At 29.0% G+C, this 15,810-nt stretch carries 19 protein-coding genes; 7 read left to right on the forward strand and 12 right to left on the reverse strand.

All coding sequences use genetic code 11. The features are described from left to right. Positions 1-55: 55 nt before the first annotated feature. The 4 genes from FBE96_RS04345 to pheS are packed head-to-tail and all read right to left on the reverse strand — an operon-like array spanning position 56 to position 5,472. Complete coding sequence (locus FBE96_RS04345) at positions 56-889, reverse strand: 4-hydroxy-3-methylbut-2-enyl diphosphate reductase (RefSeq protein WP_002867459.1); 834 nt, start codon at positions 887-889, stop codon at positions 56-58. Then, a complete protein-coding gene (gene aroA, locus FBE96_RS04350; protein ID WP_002852577.1) occupies positions 879-2,165 on the reverse strand; it encodes a 3-phosphoshikimate 1-carboxyvinyltransferase in 1,287 nt (428 codons plus the stop codon). Before aroA ends, FBE96_RS04345 begins: the two co-directional genes overlap by 11 nt. Further along, positions 2,162-4,483: a phenylalanine--tRNA ligase subunit beta gene (gene pheT, locus FBE96_RS04355; RefSeq protein WP_032586105.1), complete on the reverse strand. Its 2,322-nt coding sequence runs from the start codon at positions 4,481-4,483 to the stop codon at positions 2,162-2,164. The genes aroA and pheT overlap by 4 nt, the downstream gene beginning before the upstream one ends. Then, a complete protein-coding gene (gene pheS / locus FBE96_RS04360; protein ID WP_032586107.1) occupies positions 4,480-5,472 on the reverse strand; it encodes a phenylalanine--tRNA ligase subunit alpha in 993 nt (330 codons plus the stop codon). The genes pheT and pheS overlap by 4 nt, the downstream gene beginning before the upstream one ends. Before the next feature lie 122 nt (positions 5,473-5,594). Between pheS and FBE96_RS04365 the strand changes: the two genes are divergently transcribed. Continuing rightward, entirely contained in the window at positions 5,595-5,960 is a 366-nt protein-coding gene (locus FBE96_RS04365; RefSeq protein ID WP_002860535.1) for a histidine triad nucleotide-binding protein, read from the forward strand. 29 nt (positions 5,961-5,989) lie between these two features. On the opposite strand, the gene FBE96_RS04370 is transcribed toward FBE96_RS04365, so the two are convergent. After that, positions 5,990-6,559 (reverse strand): DJ-1 family glyoxalase III, encoded by a 570-nt coding sequence (locus FBE96_RS04370; protein ID WP_002852508.1) that lies wholly within the window; start codon positions 6,557-6,559, stop codon positions 5,990-5,992. Further along, on the reverse strand, positions 6,552-6,731 hold the full coding sequence (locus FBE96_RS04375; protein ID WP_010891894.1) for a hypothetical protein: 180 nt from the start codon (positions 6,729-6,731) through the stop codon (positions 6,552-6,554). The genes FBE96_RS04370 and FBE96_RS04375 overlap by 8 nt, the downstream gene beginning before the upstream one ends. Positions 6,732-6,813: 82 nt before the next feature. Here FBE96_RS04375 and FBE96_RS04380 point away from each other — a divergent pair, with 82 nt between their 5' ends. Then, positions 6,814-7,557 carry an amino acid ABC transporter permease gene (locus FBE96_RS04380; protein ID WP_002852595.1) on the forward strand — a complete coding sequence of 248 codons (744 nt, stop codon included), beginning with the start codon at positions 6,814-6,816 and terminating at the stop codon, positions 7,555-7,557. Further along, on the forward strand, positions 7,550-8,278 hold the full coding sequence (locus tag FBE96_RS04385; RefSeq protein WP_002852440.1) for an amino acid ABC transporter ATP-binding protein: 729 nt from the start codon (positions 7,550-7,552) through the stop codon (positions 8,276-8,278). Before FBE96_RS04380 ends, FBE96_RS04385 begins: the two co-directional genes overlap by 8 nt. 27 nt (positions 8,279-8,305) lie before the next feature. On the opposite strand, the gene FBE96_RS04390 is transcribed toward FBE96_RS04385, so the two are convergent. The 4 genes from FBE96_RS04390 to FBE96_RS04405 all read right to left on the reverse strand — a co-directional run bounded on the left by FBE96_RS04390 (position 8,306) and on the right by FBE96_RS04405 (position 12,310). Further along, a complete protein-coding gene (locus tag FBE96_RS04390; protein WP_002852570.1) occupies positions 8,306-9,772 on the reverse strand; it encodes a sodium:alanine symporter family protein in 1,467 nt (488 codons plus the stop codon). A 103-nt stretch (positions 9,773-9,875) separates the two neighbouring features. Then, positions 9,876-10,343, reverse strand: coding sequence for a tRNA (cytidine(34)-2'-O)-methyltransferase (locus tag FBE96_RS04395; protein WP_002852450.1), 468 nt, complete (start codon positions 10,341-10,343; stop codon positions 9,876-9,878). A 2-nt stretch (positions 10,344-10,345) separates the two neighbouring features. Further along, the gene (locus FBE96_RS04400; protein WP_002852617.1) at positions 10,346-11,332 is read right to left on the reverse strand and encodes an alanine racemase; all 987 of its coding nucleotides are present in this window, start codon (positions 11,330-11,332) and stop codon (positions 10,346-10,348) included. Further along, positions 11,333-12,310: a murein L,D-transpeptidase family protein gene (locus FBE96_RS04405; RefSeq protein ID WP_002852494.1), complete on the reverse strand. Its 978-nt coding sequence runs from the start codon at positions 12,308-12,310 to the stop codon at positions 11,333-11,335. A gap of 155 nt (positions 12,311-12,465) precedes the next feature. Here FBE96_RS04405 and FBE96_RS04410 point away from each other — a divergent pair, with 155 nt between their 5' ends. From FBE96_RS04410 to FBE96_RS04425, 4 genes are all read left to right on the forward strand, one after another. Next, the gene (locus FBE96_RS04410) at positions 12,466-12,936 is read left to right on the forward strand and encodes a hypothetical protein (RefSeq protein WP_002852438.1); all 471 of its coding nucleotides are present in this window, start codon (positions 12,466-12,468) and stop codon (positions 12,934-12,936) included. Between the two features lie 85 nt (positions 12,937-13,021). Continuing rightward, positions 13,022-13,441, forward strand: coding sequence for a copper chaperone PCu(A)C (locus FBE96_RS04415; protein ID WP_002852580.1), 420 nt, complete (start codon positions 13,022-13,024; stop codon positions 13,439-13,441). A 3-nt stretch (positions 13,442-13,444) separates the two neighbouring features. Further along, entirely contained in the window at positions 13,445-13,897 is a 453-nt protein-coding gene (locus tag FBE96_RS04420) for a hypothetical protein (protein ID WP_002852445.1), read from the forward strand. Next, entirely contained in the window at positions 13,894-14,454 is a 561-nt protein-coding gene (locus FBE96_RS04425; protein ID WP_002859560.1) for an SCO family protein, read from the forward strand. Before FBE96_RS04420 ends, FBE96_RS04425 begins: the two co-directional genes overlap by 4 nt. Positions 14,455-14,460: 6 nt before the next feature. On the opposite strand, the gene cysM is transcribed toward FBE96_RS04425, so the two are convergent. Both cysM and FBE96_RS04435 read right to left on the reverse strand, forming a co-directional pair. Beyond that, the gene (gene cysM / locus FBE96_RS04430) at positions 14,461-15,360 is read right to left on the reverse strand and encodes a cysteine synthase B (protein WP_002870166.1); all 900 of its coding nucleotides are present in this window, start codon (positions 15,358-15,360) and stop codon (positions 14,461-14,463) included. A gap of 126 nt (positions 15,361-15,486) precedes the next feature. After that, positions 15,487-15,783 (reverse strand): HU family DNA-binding protein, encoded by a 297-nt coding sequence (locus tag FBE96_RS04435; RefSeq protein ID WP_002859562.1) that lies wholly within the window; start codon positions 15,781-15,783, stop codon positions 15,487-15,489. Positions 15,784-15,810: the final 27 nt, after the last annotated feature.

Consider the following 15,810-nt stretch of genomic DNA (forward strand, 5'->3'; position numbering starts at 1 on the left):
TTTTTGTTAATTTTTTTTAAATTTTTGACTTTTTTATTCTATTTGAAAACATTTTTTAATTAATTTTAAAATTTTTTATTTTGGCGATAACTTTTTGTATGATCCAATCAGGAGTACTAGCACCTGCACTAATGCCGCAATGTTTTTTATCCAAAAACCATTCTTTTTTTAACTCTTCTTCGGTTTCAATTAGATAGCTATCTTCACAATTGGTTTTTGCAATTAAAAAAAGTTGTTTTGTATTGGCTGAGTTTTTACCCCCTACAACAACCATAACATCACTTTTAAGCGAGAGTTCTTTAATGGCATCTTGATTTTTAAAGGTTGCATCACATATAGTGTTAAAAACTCTTACTTCTTTGGTTTTAAGTATTAAAAAATTTACTATCTCCATAAAATGCTCAGGCTTCTTAGTTGTTTGACTTACTACAGCTATTTTATTAGGAAGTTTTATATTTTGAAGTTCTTTTTTATCCAAAACTACATAAGCTTTTGTACTTACATAACTTTTGACTCCTTTAACTTCGGGATGATTTTCATCTCCAAAAATAACAACTTCATAACCCTCCTTACTCATTTGCTCGCAAATTTGTTGTGGTTTTGTAACAAAAGGACAAGTGGCATCAAAAATTTCTATATCTTTTTTTCTCAATTCTTCTAAATCTTGCTTTGTAATACCATGAGTTCTTATAATAGCCTTTTTTTCATTACTTAAAGCTTGTATATTTTCCAAAGTTTTGACATTAAAATTTTTTTGCAAACGAGAAATTTCTTCGTTATTGTGAATAAGAGGGCCTATAGTTGCAGCATCTTTTATTTGTTCTGCTTTTTTAATAGCTCTTTTAACACCAAAACAAAAACCATAGTTTTTTGCTAATTCAATAATCAATCCTAGCTCCTAAATTTGATAAAATCTCTATAAAATTTGGAAAAGAAGTTTTTATACAATCACTATCATCAATCTCGATTCCGCAAAGCAAACCTAAAATAGCAAAACTCATAGCAATACGGTGATCTCCATAGCTTTTAATTTTTGAAGATTTTAGTTCGCATCCACCTTCTATTTCAAAACCATCATCAAGTTCTCTAGCTTCAACACCACAAAGCTTTAGATTTTCAACCATCACAGCAATCCTATCGCTTTCTTTAACGCGTAATTCTTTAGCATTTATTAAACTAGATTTACCCTTAGCCAAAGCAAAAGCTATAGCCAAAGCAGGCGCTTCATCTATTAACCAAGCGATATTATCTTTAACTTCTATGCCATTAAGCTTGCTAGATTCCACCCTGATCTCACCAATAGTTTCAAAATCATTTTGAGTTATTGTCATTTCAAGTTTGGCACCCATTTTTTGCAAAATTTTATACGCCTCTATACGAGTAGGATTAAGCAAAATATTTTTTAAAATAATTTGAGATTTAGGTAAAATAATAGCTGCTAAAACAAAATAAAAAGCCGAAGAAGGATCATTAGGAATGATTATATTTTGAGCTTTTAAAGGTTTTTTTAAAGGATTTATTTCAAGACTTAAGCCATCATTACTAACCCTTATTGGAGCTTTCATAGCCTTTAGCATGTTTTCACTATGATTTCGACTAAGAGAAATTTCACTAAAAGTGCATACATTATCAGCTCTAAAAGCAGATAAAATCATAGCTGTTTTAACTTGAGCCGAAGAAATTTCGCTTTTAAAATTAAAAGCTTTTAATTTTTGACCTTCTATACAAAGTGGAGCTAAATTTGCCTCATTTCTTCCATAAATTCTAGCGCCTATTTGAGTAAGTGGTTTGCTTATCCTTCTCATAGGACGATTGTTTAAATACTTATCTCCACTTAAAACAAAAAAACCAGAAATTCCTGCTAAAAATCCTATCATCAAACGCATAGCAGTTCCTGAATTTCCACAGTCTAAAATACAATTTGGAGATAAAATTTCTTTAGGGGGTATAATTTTGACGCAAGAATCTTTTTGTTCAATTTTAGCTCCAAGATTTTTTATAATTTCAAGAGTGTTTAAAGTATCTTGAGCTAAGAGATAATTTTGAGCCTTATTTTCTTCTTGTGTTAAAAGCGAAAATATAGCAAAACGATGAGATATGCTTTTATCTGCTGCTATATTTTCAAGTATAGCATTTACAGGGGTTTGCAATTTGTAAATTTTCATCTTAAATCAAGACCCAAATTTTTAAGAGTATTTAAAATTTTATCCATACATTCATTCACTTGATTATCTTCTAGAGTTTTATTTATATCCCTAAAAGAAAAACTTATAGTAATGCTATAAAATTCTTTAAGGTTTTCATCACTATAAATATCAACTAAACGAAAATTTTCAAGTATTTCTAAATTCAATTCTTCGATACAATTTTTAATCTGATTGTATTCAAAACCTTTAGGTATTAACACGCTAAGATCTCTAGTGATAGCTGGGAATTTGGAGTAAGGCTTAGCTATTTTAAAATCTTGCCTGATTAAATCTAAATCAAGTTCGCAAATATATGTTTTTGGTAAATCTCTCTCATTTTCTATTTTTAAATGCAAACGGCCTATAAAACCTACTTTAATATCCGATAGATAAATATCTGCTTGTTCATAAGGGCTTAAAATATTATATTTTGATGATTTTAGTTTAAAATCACCTATAATATTTTTAATGTCTAAAAGAAAATCATAAAATTGCACCGATTCAGGTTTTGCCTTGTTGGAAATTTTAGCTTCTTCTTTTAAGCCAGAATGGATAAATGCGATATGGTTTAATTCTTGATTATTAACATTGAAAACAGCCCCTAGTTCAAAAAGTTTAATAATTTTTTTAGAATTTTTTGCATTTAAACTTGCTGCATTTAACAAATGATTTAAAAGGGTTGTTCTTAAAGTATTAAGTTCTGCTGTAATTGGATTGATTAGTTTTAATTTAACAGAGTCAAAACCCAATCTTTTAAGTTCTTCTTCATTATCCAAAACGTAATGTAAGCTTTCAAAATAACCACTAGCTACTGCTCTTTTCCTTAAATTTAAAAATTCAATATACTTTTTATATGCAGAATTTAAACGATTTTTTTCTATAAATTCTAAACCCTTGGAGGCAATATTATCAATACCTATAATTCTTACAACTTCCTCGCAAATATCTGATAAATTTTTAATATCAGGACGATGTAAAGGTGCTTTAACATTTATAAGCCCTTCACCTGAAAGTATGAGCTCAAAACCTAATTTCTTTAATATTTTTAATACTTCATCTTTATCAACATTTTGCCCTATTATATCGCCAATACTTTCAATACTTATTGGTATGATTGGTAATTCTTTGTCGGTTAAAATTTGTTGAGAAGAACTATAAATAACAAGATTTGGAATCTGCTCAAAAATACTAAGCAAAAAATCCATTCCTAAATTTAATTTAGGTTCACTTCCCCTAAAACTTCTATAAAGCATTTTTTCATCTTGATCTTTATGATATATTTTAGCATCTGCAATTACCAATGGATCGGTATAATTAGCCTCAATAATAATTATTTTAGAATCATCTTTACATCTACTTTCATTATTTTGGAAAATTCCGCTAAAGCTTAAAAGTTTATCTTTGTAAGATACTTTTGTTTCTCCATGCACTTGCTTGCTTAAATTAATGGTAAATTCTTCATCTTTTTCAGAAAAACTACTTAAATCATAAGCATTAAAAAGAACACCAGTTGAATGCGTTGCATAATTTAATAAATTTTCTATGGAATTTTTTCCCAAACCTTCAATTTGAGCAAGTCTTAAACTAAGCAATAAATTTGTTTGAATTTCTTCTTTTAGCCCTATGGCTCGATAATTATAAAGTCCATTAAGTTCTTTCTCAGCTGCTAAGCGCAAAATTCTACCGATACCTAAAACATTTTCACTTTCTTTAAATGGTTTTGGTTCTTTTAAATTTAAATTTAAAGCTGCGGCTAAATCACGAGCTATACCATAAATACTTAAACAATCACCCCTATTAGGAGTAAGTTCCACTTCTATTAGCTCATCATTAAAAATTTCATAAGTATTTAAAGGTCTCCCAAGTTCTAATTTCCCTATACTCTCATCTAAAAGCATAATTCCTTCATTGATTTTTTCAAAACCCAGTTCTAAACTAGAACAAAGCATACCACAAGAATCCACTCCTCGCAATTTTGCTTCTTTTATTTCCATACCGTTTGGCATGATAGCACCTTTAGTTGCAACAGCTACAAATTGTCCTGCATCAACATTTGCAGCACCGCAGACAATTTGCAAGGTTTCACTTCCGATATCAACTTGACAAATGCTTAATTTATCTGAATTTTCATGTTTAATTTTTTCCTTAACATAGCCTACAACAACTTTATCTGGAGCCTTTAAAGCGCCAACCCTATCAACTTCTATACCTATAGAGTTTAAAGTTTTAGCTATTTTATCCGAACTTATTTCTTCAAGTTCTAACCAATCATTCAACCAACTTTTAGTAATTATCATCTAAATTGCTCCAATAATCTCAAATCACCTTCAAATAAAGATCTTAAATCTGGAATTTGATGCAAAAGCATTGCAAAACGTTCTACTCCCAATCCAAAGGCATAACCACTTACATTTTCATAGCCAACAAAATTATAAACATTAGGATCAACTATTCCACATCCTAAAACTTCAAGCCAACCTGTATGTTTGCAAACTCTACAACCCTTTCCTTTGCAAAATACACAAGAAATATCAACTTCAGCAGAAGGTTCTGTAAATGGAAAAAAACTTGGACGAAAACGAACTTTCACATCCCCAAACATATAACGCAAAAAATCTTCCAATATACTTTTTAAATTTGCAAAGCTAACCTTTTGCCCTTCTTCCACCACAAGGCCTTCAACTTGATGAAACATAGGAGTATGCGTAATATCAAAATCTCTTCTAAATACAGCACCAGGGGCTATCATCCTAATAGGAGGTTTTTGTGCAAGCATTGTCCGTATTTGCACTGGCGAAGTTTGTGTTCTTAAAAGCCTTTTATCATCAAAATAAAAGGTATCTTGCATATCTCTTGCGGGGTGAGATTTAGGTAAATTTAACGCTTCAAAATTATGAAAGTCATCTTCTATTAAAGGCCCTTTTTCTATGCTAAAATTCAAAGCTATAAAATATTCTATGATTTTATCCATGGTGCTCATAACAGGATGCAAGGCACCTGTTGTAATACTTTCATCAAAATAGTTAAAATTTAAAGCATCTTGTTTCATTCTTTCTTCTAAAGCAAGATTTTCCAAATCTTTAAATTTGGCTAAATAAGCCTCATTAAATATTTCTTTTTGTGCATTTAATTTAGCAGCAAATTCTTTTTTCGCCTCATCTTCTAACTCTTTAAGCTTTGTAAAGCCTTCTGTTAAAATACCTTTTTTTCCAAGAACGGAAATCCTAATGGCTTCCAAATCATTTAAATTCTCACATTTTTGAATCTGTTCTATAAAATTTTGCAATTTTCTTACCTTAAATAAAATATTTCAAGTTCTAATTCTATTAAAAACTATTTTAAATTCAGCATAAAAACCAAACTTTAAAGATATAATTGTATCAAACCAACAATAAAAAAGGATAAATAATGCAAGAAAAAACAATTTTTGAACTCATAGTTGAAGGTAAACTTCCATGCAATAAAGTGCTTGAAAGTGACGATTTTCTAGCATTTCATGATATTGCACCCAAAGCACCCATACATATACTTATAATCCCTAAAAAATATTTTAAAGACTTTCAAGAATTTGATCCTGAACTTATGGCCAAAATGACAAGTTTCATACAAGAATTAGCTGTTCTTTTAGGTGTAGATAAAAGTGGATATCGCTTGATAACAAACTGTGGAAAAAATAGTGGACAAGAAGTTTTTCATTTGCATTTTCATATGCTTGGAGGTTTTGAACTGCCTAAGGAAAAAACTAAAAAAGAAAATCCTCAAGCTTTATTTTAATTTAAATGGTAGAAAAACTACCATTTAAACTATTTTGTCAAAGGTAGCAACATTCCCTCGTATAATTTTTGATAAATTTCATCACCGCATAACTTTTTAGCTAGTTCTAAACCAAAAAGAATTGCCGTAGCTGGACCTGCTGAAGTTATAACATTTTTATTTACAACTACAGCCTTGTTAACACGATTTCCATTAAGTCCAACTTCACAACTAGGATAACAAGCAAACTCGCCCTCTAAAACACCTGCTTCATTTAAAACTATAGGAGAAGCACAGATTGCGGCAACAATTTTATTTTTGCTATGAAGTTGTTTAATGATATTTAAAATAACATTTGAATTCTTAAGATTCATCATACCTTCAAAGCCACCCGCCAAAGCAATAGCATCTAAATTTTCTATATCAACATCCTCTATAGAACAATCTGCTTTTATACTAATGCTATTAGCACCTTTTACCAATAACTCACTGTTTAACGAAGCTATAACAACTTCCAAATCTGGATTTAATTCTTTTGCTCGTTTTAAAACATCCGCAATTCCTATAAATTCAGCTTCTTCAAAACCTTGAGCCAATGGAATTAATACTTTTTTACTCATTTTGTTCTCCTTTTTTATATTTTTTAAATCTTTCTTCTCTTTCTTTGTTTTTTTGCATCATTTGATGATTGAAACCTATAACCAAAACAATCATTAAAAACACAAAAATAACTATTAGAATGAAATCTAAAATTTCCATAAATACAACCTTATTTTTGGGAAATTCTAACACATTTTTTTAAATCTTTAGAGAAAATTCAAAGATATTTTTATAAAATCTTTTTTTAAATAATTTCTCTGAAAAGGTTTACAAATTGAATCAGAAAAATATAAGAATTTTTGTTTTTTTTGTTATTATTATTTTATGGGGCTATTTTTCTTTCCCAATAGAAATATTAAAAATTCAAGATCCTAGTGGAGTTGTAAGCTATGGCTATACAGAAAATGCAAAAGCTTATTTAAAAAGTTATCTTATTACACTTTTATTAACTGCTTGCGCTGTTATTATCGGAGTGATTATTGGTTTTAGTTTAGCTATTTTACACTTCTCTAAATTTAAAACGCTTAATTTTATTATAGATGAATATATAGACATTATACGAGGAACACCAGTAATTTTACAATTGATGATTTTTGCTTTTGTAATTTTTACTTTTATAGATAACCTTTATGCAGCCATTCTTGCACTAGGACTTAATAGCTCGGCTTATATAGCAGAAATTGTAAGAAGTGGCATTAATAGTGTAGATAAGGGACAAATGGAAGCTGCAAGAGCAATGGGACTTGATTACAAAACTTCAATGAAAGAAATTATTCTTCCACAGGCTACTAAAAACATTCTACCTGCATTAGCTAATGAATTTATTTCTTTATTTAAGGAAACTTCTGTTGTAGGATTTATTAGTGTTATTGATATTACCATGCAAAGTCAAAGCTTGCAAGCCGTACTTTACAATCCAAAACCTATTATTTTCACTGGACTTGTTTATTATGTAAGTGTAAAAATTTTTAGCTATTTTGCAAAAAAACTTGAACTTAGGATGAATAAAAATGATTGAAGTTAAAAATTTACAAAAAAAATATGGAGAATTAGAAGTTTTAAAAAATATTAACACTACAATCTCAAAAGGCGATGTAATAGCTATCATAGGTCCAAGTGGAGGCGGAAAAAGTACATTTTTACGCTGCATCAATCGCTTAGAACTAGCTGATAGTGGGGAAATTTTAATCAATAAGCAAAACATACTTGATAAAGAAATTGATATTAATAAGATCAGGCAAAAAGTTAGCATGGTATTTCAGCATTTTAATCTTTTTACTAATAAAAATGTTATGGAAAATTTATGTTTAACGCCCATTAAAACAGGAATTTTAAGTCAAGAAGAAGCCATAAAAAAAGCAAAATTACTTCTTGCTAAGGTGGGCTTAGCAGACAAAGAAAATATAATGCCCCATAAGCTCTCTGGTGGACAAAAACAACGCATAGCTATTGCTAGAAGCTTGATGATGAATCCTGATGTTATTTTATTTGATGAACCTACTTCAGCTCTAGATCCTGAAATGATAGGCGAGGTTCTAAGCATTATGAAAGATGTTGCAAAAGAAGGTTTAACTATGCTTGTAGTAACTCATGAAATGGGCTTTGCTAGAAATGTTGCCAATCGTATATTTTTTATGGATAAAGGAAAAATTGCTGTTGATGCAAGCCCTAAAGAAGTATTTGAAAATCCTAGCAATGAAAGATTGAGAGAATTTTTAAACAAGGTTTTAAATCATTAATTCATAAGCCACTAAGGCTTATGAATTTTAATCCCAACATTCAGCGTTTTTAATTCCAAGTTTGCTAGCATTAAATTTAGGATCTATACCAGATTTTTGTTGCGTATTAAAATCTTTTAAAACTTTATTTACTATACCACCTAAAAGCAATAAAGATATAATATTTGTCGTTGCCATGAAAGCCATAGTCAAATCAGCCAAATTCCAAGCAAGTTTTAAATTCATTTGCGAGCCTATAAAAATCATAGCCACAGCTGTAATTCTAAACAAATTCATTACAAATTTGGAATTTGTTAAATATTTAACATTAGCTTGAGCATAATAATAATTTCCTATTAAAGAAGTTATTGCAAAAAGAACAATAGCTATAGTAATAAAATGGATTCCAAAGCTACCGTAATACTCACGCATAGCTTCTTGAACTAAAGGCATTCCACCATCAATTTTATTTTCTCCAAGTCCTAAATATGCCATAGAAAAAAGAACTAAAAATCCAGAACTTGTACAAACAACAACATCAATTAAAACTGAAAAGGCTTGTATAACACCTTGTTTAGCTGGATGACTTGTCAAAGCTGCTGCAGCTGCATTAGGTGCCGAGCCCATACCCGCTTCATTTGAAAAAAGTCCTCTTTTAATCCCTATAACCAAAGCAGAACCAGCAAAACCACCAAAAATCGCTTTAAAATCAAAAGCACTTTGTAAAATCATATGAATCACAGAAGGAATTTTATCAAAATTCATTAAAACAGCAATCACGGCAAGTAAAACATAAGCTAAAGCCATAAAAGGAACAATTAAAGAACTAATTTTACCTATTTTAGTATGGTGAGAAAAAAACATCCATGCACCAAAAATAGTTAAAACAATACCAATAATCATTGGCCAAGAACTTGATGCAAAATCTACAGCAGCATTTGGATTAAACATATCATAATAAACTTTAAAAGACGAAGTCATTGTTTGACTTTGAAGTCCATTAAATCCATAAGCATAAGTAATAATAAGAATAAAAGCAAAAAAAGCTCCAAAAAAATGTGAGCCTAAGGCTTTTTTTATATAATAAGCTGGACCACCTTTAAACCCGCCTGTATCATCTTTTGATTTGTAAACTTGAGCTAAGGTACTTTCAGCAAATGCTGAGGCACCACCAAAAAATGCCATAACCCACATCCAAAATAAAGCACCAGCTCCACCTGTAGCCAATGCCAAAGAAATTCCAGCAATATTTCCTATACCAACTCTAGAAGCAGTTGAGATCATTAATGCTTGAAAAGGTGAAATATGTTCTTTAGCGTGTCCTTCGTTTTTTTCTGTAAGAATTTTAAATACAGAACTCAACATACGAAACTGAACAAAGCGAGTTAAAAAACTATAATAAAGCCCACAAACAATAAGTAAAACTACCATAATAATGTCTGTATTTGGGACAATCTTATTAGCTATAATATCAGACGCTTTATTGGCAAAATCTAGCATAATATCTAAATTCATCCAAACTCCTCAAAAAATAATCTAAATTTTACTTTAACATAATTTTTATAAAAAGGACTTTATGATTTTATTTGTTTTAAGCTATTGTGTAAATTTGAAACTTTTAAGAAGCAAAATTTCTAAAATTTTGTCTTAAAGCTTCATAAGAGATTATACCAACGCTTGTGGCTAAATTTAAACTTCTTCCATAAGATTTCATAGGTATAGTTATAGCATTTTCCCAATTTAATTGCATTAATTCCATAGGCAAACCATAACTCTCACTTCCAAAGAATAAGAAATCATTTTTTTGAAATTCTGCATCAAAATAAGCTTTTTGACTCTTAGTTGTTGCGAAAAAAAAGCGATTTTTATAAATCATATTTTCATTCAAAAATTCTTCAAGATTCTCCCAAATAATAGGCTCTAATTTATCCCAGTAATCAAGTCCTGCCCTTCTAACAGCCTTTTGTGAAATATCAAAAACAATTGGTTTAACAATATGAAGTTTAAAACCAGCATTAAAGCACATTCTACCTATACTACCTGTATTTTGCGGTATTCTAGGGTGAACTAAAACTATATTAAACATATTTATACTAGAACTCTTTGAATATTAGGATTTAATTTTACTAAAATTTCATAGTTAATAGTATGAAAAAAATCAGCCCAAATATCAGCATCTTTAAACACGCAAATTTCCTCACCAGAATTTTCACAAGAAAAACTATCCATTGACATCTTTCCAAGCATTGCTTTTCCATTTCCAAGCACTAACTCCCCCCTTCCATTGTAGCGAAAAAGACCATCAGCATAACCCAAATCATAAGTTGCTACTTCCATATCCTTTGCAGCAGTAAAAATGCCTCCATATCCTATGCTCTGTCCTTTTTGTAAAATCCTTTGACTTAATCTATGAGCATACAAACTTAAAACTCTTTTTAAATTTGAATCCCCATATCCAAATTGAACAAGCCCAACTCTACAATATTCATCTTCAGGAATTTTCCCTCTAAATAATGCTGCAGAATTATACGAATGAAATAATAAATTTGAAAAATATTTTTTTACTATCTTTTTAGCTTTTTGAAAATTTTCTTTTTGAACAAAAAAACTTCCATCCATTTCATCTGCACTAGCAAAATGTGTAAACATTCCAGTAAGTTTTAAATCACTACCTTGAATAAGATTTATAGCATGCTCTAAATTTTCTACACAAATTCCATTGCGATGCATGCCTGTATCTATTTTTAGATGTATTTTTATATCTTGCTTGTAATTTTTTACTTGAGAAATGTCATTTAAAGCATAAATAAATCGAGAATTTTCATTACCATGAGGACGATGTGATAGTATTAATATATTCTCAAAAAATTCTTCGATTTCTCGAGCTTCTTCTTCACTCTTAACAGCAACAAAAGAAACTCCTAAATTTTTGGCTAATGGAGCTAAAAGCTTAGCTCCATGTCCATATGCATTATCTTTAAAAACACAAATTAATCTTTGAAAACTCCCTATTTTTTTAGCAATATGTCTTAAATTGTATTCATAAGCTTTTTGATCAATTTTTATTAAAGACATTTATTGCTCTGCTAAAATTTTCATTTTACCTTTACTATCTATCTTAACGTATAAAATTTTATCGCCTCTAAACCGATAGTTTTTAGTGTAATAATCCTCATAAAATGAAATTCTATACATAGTTTCATTTTCTAAATTCGGATAAGGGCTGATATTAATATCTGAAAATTTAATCTTTTTATCTTCTTTACGAGAAAAAATAGATTTTTTCATGGAAGCAAACTGTTCAAATTTCATTTTATCAAAACGTTTAAATTCTTGCTCATCATAAAAACTTAAATAGGCATTAGTGTCACTATTTGTCCAAGCTAGTTTCCATGTAAAAAGATCAGCCAATAAACTAGCGATTTGATCCTTTTTAGCTCTAATTTTTTCTTTTTCTTCTGTCATAACAAAAACTTTTTTATCTTGCACAACTTTTGCAAATTTCTCCAAATTATTATTAAATAAAGCAATACACCCTCTTGTTTTAAATTCATCAAGTCTAGAACCATCTAAAGGATAGCCATGGATCCAAATACCACCACCTGTTTTTCCTTGTACTTTATCAAGTAAATTTGGATAAGTTGTGGCAAAAGCAAAGGGACCATAATAAGGATCACCTGGATTAAACTTACGGCCTAACTCATAAAAACCTACTGGAGTTTTCAAATCTCCTTCTATTTTTTTATCACCCATTAATCCAGTTATTATTTCTTTTTGTTCAAAATCTTTTCTTATTTTTCCGTCCTCGTAAGAATAAACACGGAGAATTTTATCTGTTTTATTTGTAAGCACGATAGCAACATTATCATCATAGTATCCAAGTGAAATATTTTTATCTCCTATTTCACTTAACCAAAAATCCTTTTGAGTTAATTCTTTTTCAATCGCTACACCAACAGCATCTAATCCTTGATTAAGATAAATTTTAACAAGATCTGAGGCATGCAACATCAATGAAGAAAGTGCAATTAATAAAGCAAGTCGTTTTAACAATGTTTTTCCTTAGGTATTTCAAATTTTTTAAGTCAAAAATGTTTGTGATTATAATATTTTTTTTCTTAAAAAATATTAATTATATTAACAATGCAGCCTTATTTATGATATAATTTTTACAAATCATAAAGGCTTGTTTTAAAAGGTTGTCTATAATGATAAGAAATTTTTTTATAGGAATGTCTTTTTTAGGCATTTTGTTTTTAGCTTTTTATACATTATATGATAAAAAGAAAGAAAGTATATTTAGCTTAAATACATGCCAACCTCTAACTTGTGACTTAAATTTACAAGATTGTGTTTTTTCTTTTAATAAAAAAAATATTGAAGTTTCAGCCTACCCAAAACCTATAAAAATTTTCAATAAAACTACTATAAAAATTAAGAATTTTCCTCATTATTCTAATTTAAAGATTAAAATTTATAGTTTAAATTCCTATATAGGCGATATCATTCCTAAATTTAATATAGTTAATGGTGATATTCTTATAAATTTTATAGGTAGAAGCATTACCGATGATTCTAGATTTAGGGTTGAATTTTTAAACAATAATGCTCCAACTGGTTTTTTCTTTGATTTTGATGTTACTATGCAAAAAAATTTTCAAACAGGTAACACACATTGAAAAATTTTCAAAATTTTATATTCAAATAAAAATATTTTTTGATATAATGAACAAATATTTAATATTATAAAAATAAGGATACAATATGAAAAAAATTCTTCTCTTAGGTGCTCTTTTTGCTGTAAATCTTTGGGCTGTTAATGATATAGAGGTAAAAAATGCCTTTGTAAAACAAACTCCACCTCATGCGCAAAATAGTGCTATTTTTCTTACTATTTTTAATAATACTAATAAGGATATTGCTCTAATAAGTGCCAAAAGCGATATCAGTGAAGTCAGTGAACTGCATACACATATACATAAAGATGGAAAAATGATGATGCAAAAAATTCCTGAAATTATTATAAAAGCTCATTCAAGCACAGAGCTTAAATCTGGAGGTTACCATATAATGCTTTTAAAACTAAAAAAACCTATTATTAAAGACACGAAGGTAAATTTAGATTTAAAATTTAATAATCACAAAACCATAGAGTTAAAAAATATTGATTCTAAAGAATTTTAATTAATGAGAAAAATTATTTTTATCCTAGCTTTTGCTTTTGTTATTGCTATTTTATATATTATTTTTGATTTTTATGTAATAAAAGATTCTCAAAAAATAACAAAAACTGATTTTTCTACCCCATTGACTTGCGATCTTAATGTTAAAGACTGCACATATAGTTTTAACAATAAAAAAGTCTTAATTTCCCTAAATCCCAAACCCTTACAATCTTTAGATGTTACAAATCTAAAGATTGTAAATCTAGGAAATTATAACAACTTAGGAATTAAAATTTATGGATTAAATATGTATATGGGCGAAATTAAACCTAAAATACATCGATTAAATTCAACAGACTATGAAAGTAAAATAGTTCTTGCTGCTTGCGTTTTAGATACTATGCGTTTCAGGGTAGAATTTATGGATAATAATAAACCCATAGGGTTTTATTTTGATTTTGAGCTAAAAAAATGAAAAAAAATATTATTTTGTTTATAGTTATAGTTGCCATTATTTTAGGTGTAATATTTTTTATTAAAAATCATCAAAATTCTTATGATTTTATCTTAAAATCAGACTTAAAAGAGGAAACCACCCTAAAAGATTTTAAAGGAGATAAGCTTATTATCTATTTTGGATATACTTATTGCCCTGATGTTTGTCCGGCAACTCTTAGTTTAGTAGGCAAAGCCTTAAAGCAAATCAATAATCCTAAGGCTCACCTTCTTTTTATTTCTTTAGATCCAAATAGAGATAATAACTTAAGCAATACAAACGAATGGTTACGATACTTTTACCCAAAAGCAGATGCCTTAATTGCAAAAGATGAAAAAACTCTTCAAAAAATAACAAAACAATATAATGTTCAATATCAAAAAATAGATCTAAATGATTCTTTTATGGGTTATTCTATAGCACATAGCAATATGCTTTATCTTATTGATGAAAAAGGTCATTTTTATAAAGAAATTAGCGATTTAAATCCACAAGAAATTTTAAGAGAACTTAGAATTTTTCTAAATTCTCAATAATTATACTTAAGCAAAAAGATCAGTTGAGAGGTATCTTTCAGCCGTATCGTTTAGCATAGTTAAAATTCTTTTATCTGGAAATTTCTTTGCTAGCATACTTGCGGCAAATACATTTGCTCCACTTGATATACCTACCATTAAACCACTTTTGGCAAGTTCTTTGGCTGTATTTATAGCATCTTCATTACTTACTGTGATCACTTCATCTATAACTTCTTTATTTAAAATAGCAGGTATAAAATTCGCCCCTATTCCTTGTATTTTATGGCTTCCCGCTTCACCTTTGCTAAGCAATGGAGAATTTAGAGGCTCGACTCCAACAATATGCACTTTTTCTAATTTTTCTTTTAGTATTTCCCCAACTCCACTAATAGTACCGCCAGTTCCAAAACCAGCTACAAAAATATCAAGTTCATTATCCAAATCTCTTAAAATTTCTAAAGCCGTATTCTTACGATGCGCATTTTTATTTGAAATATTTTCAAATTGAGAAACCATAAAAGAATTTGGAGTATTTAATAATATTTCATTTGCTTTATCAACCGCTCCTTTCATTCCTAAATTTGCAGGAGTTAATTCTAACCTAGCGCCAAAGAGTGTTATCATTTTTCTTCTTTCTAAACTCATAGATTCGGGCATTACAGCAATAAATTTAAGTCCCAAATCTGCACAAATCATAGCCAAAGAAATTCCAGTATTTCCACTAGTTGCTTCAACTATTGTAGTATCTTGATTAATTTTTTTACTATCTAAAGCATCTTTAATCATTTCAAAAGCTGCTCTATCTTTTATAGAATGACTAGGATTTAAAAATTCACATTTAGCAAAAACATTGATACCAAATTTTTTCAAATGTATAATAGGAGTATTTCCTATAAGCTCACTTACTTTTTCATATACTTTCATAATTTTAATATCCTTTTTTATTTAATAATGATAGTTTTATAAAAGTTTAAAAAAATAAAGTAAATAAAAGATATAAAATATCTGGATCAATTAAGAAAGAAGGCTAGAATTTATCTAGCCGAAGTTTTATTTTTTCTTTTTGCCGCTTGCTTTTGCAACAGCTTCTTTAAGGTTTTTACCTACCTTAAATTTTGCAACTCTTGTAGCAGGAACTTTGATTGTTTTTCCTGTGCTTGGTACTCTAGCTTCTCTAGCAGCTCTTTCTTGAGTTGAAAAAGTACCAAAACCAATAAAACTGATGCTATCACCTTTAGCTAAAACATCAGTAATAGTAGAAATAACTGCATCAGTAGCAGTAGTAGCGTCTTTTTTTGTTAGCCCAGCTGTTTGAGCAACTAATGAAATAAAATCTGCTTTAGTCATAAAAGCTCCTTTGTTTTAATTGAAACG

Source organism: Campylobacter sp. CFSAN093241 (assembly GCF_012889595.1).
Classification (GTDB): domain Bacteria; phylum Campylobacterota; class Campylobacteria; order Campylobacterales; family Campylobacteraceae; genus Campylobacter_D; species Campylobacter_D jejuni.

Excerpts from the sequence above, each read along its gene's own strand:
- aroA (WP_002852577.1), bottom strand. The coding sequence starts at position 2,165 with ATGAAAATTTACAAATTGCAAACCCCTGTAAATGCTATACTTGAAAAT.
- pheT (WP_032586105.1), bottom strand. The coding sequence starts at position 4,483 with ATGATAATTACTAAAAGTTGGTTGAATGATTGGTTAGAACTTGAAGAA.
- FBE96_RS04365 (WP_002860535.1), top strand. The coding sequence starts at position 5,595 with ATGCAAGAAAAAACAATTTTTGAACTCATAGTTGAAGGTAAACTTCCA.
- FBE96_RS04370 (WP_002852508.1), bottom strand. The coding sequence starts at position 6,559 with ATGAGTAAAAAAGTATTAATTCCATTGGCTCAAGGTTTTGAAGAAGCT.
- FBE96_RS04385 (WP_002852440.1), top strand. The coding sequence starts at position 7,550 with ATGATTGAAGTTAAAAATTTACAAAAAAAATATGGAGAATTAGAAGTT.
- FBE96_RS04390 (WP_002852570.1), bottom strand. The coding sequence starts at position 9,772 with ATGAATTTAGATATTATGCTAGATTTTGCCAATAAAGCGTCTGATATT.
- FBE96_RS04395 (WP_002852450.1), bottom strand. The coding sequence starts at position 10,343 with ATGTTTAATATAGTTTTAGTTCACCCTAGAATACCGCAAAATACAGGT.
- FBE96_RS04400 (WP_002852617.1), bottom strand. The coding sequence starts at position 11,332 with ATGTCTTTAATAAAAATTGATCAAAAAGCTTATGAATACAATTTAAGA.
- FBE96_RS04410 (WP_002852438.1), top strand. The coding sequence starts at position 12,466 with ATGATAAGAAATTTTTTTATAGGAATGTCTTTTTTAGGCATTTTGTTT.
- FBE96_RS04415 (WP_002852580.1), top strand. The coding sequence starts at position 13,022 with ATGAAAAAAATTCTTCTCTTAGGTGCTCTTTTTGCTGTAAATCTTTGG.
- FBE96_RS04420 (WP_002852445.1), top strand. The coding sequence starts at position 13,445 with ATGAGAAAAATTATTTTTATCCTAGCTTTTGCTTTTGTTATTGCTATT.
- FBE96_RS04425 (WP_002859560.1), top strand. The coding sequence starts at position 13,894 with ATGAAAAAAAATATTATTTTGTTTATAGTTATAGTTGCCATTATTTTA.
- cysM (WP_002870166.1), bottom strand. The coding sequence starts at position 15,360 with ATGAAAGTATATGAAAAAGTAAGTGAGCTTATAGGAAATACTCCTATT.
- FBE96_RS04435 (WP_002859562.1), bottom strand. The coding sequence starts at position 15,783 with ATGACTAAAGCAGATTTTATTTCATTAGTTGCTCAAACAGCTGGGCTA.